Source organism: Rhizobacter sp. P2_H2, from assembly GCF_056403375.1.
The window spans coordinates 1-1,790 of the sequence record NZ_JBFUFP010001076.1; the positions used below are offsets into that span (position 1 = coordinate 1).

Annotated in this window: 1 protein-coding gene; it reads right to left on the bottom strand. The window is 72.1% G+C overall.

Translation table 11 applies throughout. The features are described 5' to 3' along the window. On the bottom strand, positions 1–1,782 hold a 1,782-nt coding region (locus tag AC1D15_RS30170), incomplete at its 3' end, for a circularly permuted type 2 ATP-grasp protein (protein ID WP_477828921.1). Between the last annotated feature and the right edge of the window lie 8 nt (positions 1,783–1,790).

A 1,790-nucleotide genomic window follows, 5' to 3' on the forward strand; every position in this document is an offset into this window, starting at 1 on the left:
GTGCAGGTCGTGCGCGCCGAGCGCCAGCAGCGCGGCCTGCGCCGGGCCGAGCACATCGCTCGCGAAGCGGCCGTGCGTGCGTTCGAGCTTGTCGACGTACTCCACCAGCCCCTTCACCTGGAAGGCCACCGAGCGCGGGTTGGTGTCGTCGCGCAGCAGCAGGTCGAGCACCGGCAGCCACTCCGGCGCCACCAGGTAGCGCGAGCGGTAGGTGACGGTGGAGTCGGCCAGCTCCAGCAGCCAGTCGAGCCCGCTGCTGCGGCCCTCGCGCGTGGCGACCTTCAGCGTCAGGCACAGGTTCGACAGCCGCTCGATGCGCCGCCCGATCGACAGGAAGCGCCACGAGGTGCTGCGCGTCATGCCGTCGAGCACGAAGCCCGACAGCGTCATCATCGACGTGACCGCGCGGTCCAGCCAGGCCAGCGCCAGCGCGAGCGAGCCGCCGCGCTGGAACACCGGGTCGGCGATCAGCTGGTTCAGCGTGCGCCAGTTGTCGGCCGACATGCGGTCGCGCAGGCTGAATGCGACGCGCAGCAGTTGTCGCAGCCGCACGCTCAGGCCCTCTTCCGGGTGCGTCGCGGCGCGCAGCAGCTCGGTGCCGACGTTGTCGAGCGAATCGATCAGGCCCATGCGCCTGGCCAGCGCGAGCGTCGGCGTCAGGCCGTCTTCCGGGTCGTCGGCGCGCGCATCGACATTGCCCAGCACCCCGGCCACCGCGACGCGCAGCAGCCGCGCCGACGCATCGCAGCGCTCGCCGTAGCGGCCGAACCAGAACAGGTTCTCGGCGGTGCGCGACGGCACGTTGCCCTTGGTCGTCACCAGGTCGGGCGGCGTCACGGTGCGCGTGAGCAGCGAGAACGACGCGTTGACCGGCCGGTCGGACAGCACCCAGGTGTCCTTCGAGCGCCCGCCGCGCTGCATGCCGATGACGCGGTCGTCCTCGTCGCCGGCCACGCGGGTCAGGCCGCCCGGCATCACGCGGTAGCCGTTCGGCGTCGCGACCGCGAACACGCGCAGCCCGACGGTGCGCGCGCTCAGGTGCTCGCCATGGCGCCCGGTGCCGCGCGGCTCGCGCTCAAGCACCGGCGCCTGCGACACGTGCACCCATTCCTGCGCCACGTAGCGCTGCGGGCGTGCCGCCACGCGGGCGCGCAGCAGCAGGCGTTCGTCGTCGGAGAGGTCGGCGCCGAACACCGCCGGCTCGTTGGCCGAACGGTCGAGAGGCTTGATGATCAGGTGGTCGATGCGCTTCCAGGCGTCTTCGAAGGCCGCCGGTTCGCCCAGCCACCAGGTGGCGACCGAGGGCAGCAGCAGCGGCTCGCCGAGCAGCTGCTCGCTGAGCTGCGGCAGGTAGCCGAGCAGCGCGCCGGATTCGAGCACGCCGGAGCCGAGYGCATTCGCGAGCAGCACGGTGCCGCGGCGCGCGCAGTCGGTGAGGCCGGCCACGCCGAGCGCCGAGTCGGAGCGCAGCTCGAGCGGATCGCAGTAGGCGTCGTCCTGGCGGCGCAGCAGCGCATGCACGCGCTTCAGGCCGTCGACCGTCTTCATCCAGACGCAGCCGTCGCGCACCGTCAGGTCGCTGCCCTCGACGAGCGAGAAACCGAGGTAGCGCGCGAGCAGCGCATGCTCGAAGTAGGTCTCGTTGTAGGGCCCCGGCGTCAGCAGGCCGATCAGCGGCGGACCGTCGCCCTTGGGGGCCAGGCGCAGCAGCGATTCGCGCAGGTTCGAGAAGAACGCCGCCAGGTGCTGCACGTGCAGGTCGCGGAACATCTGCGGGAACACGCGAGAGA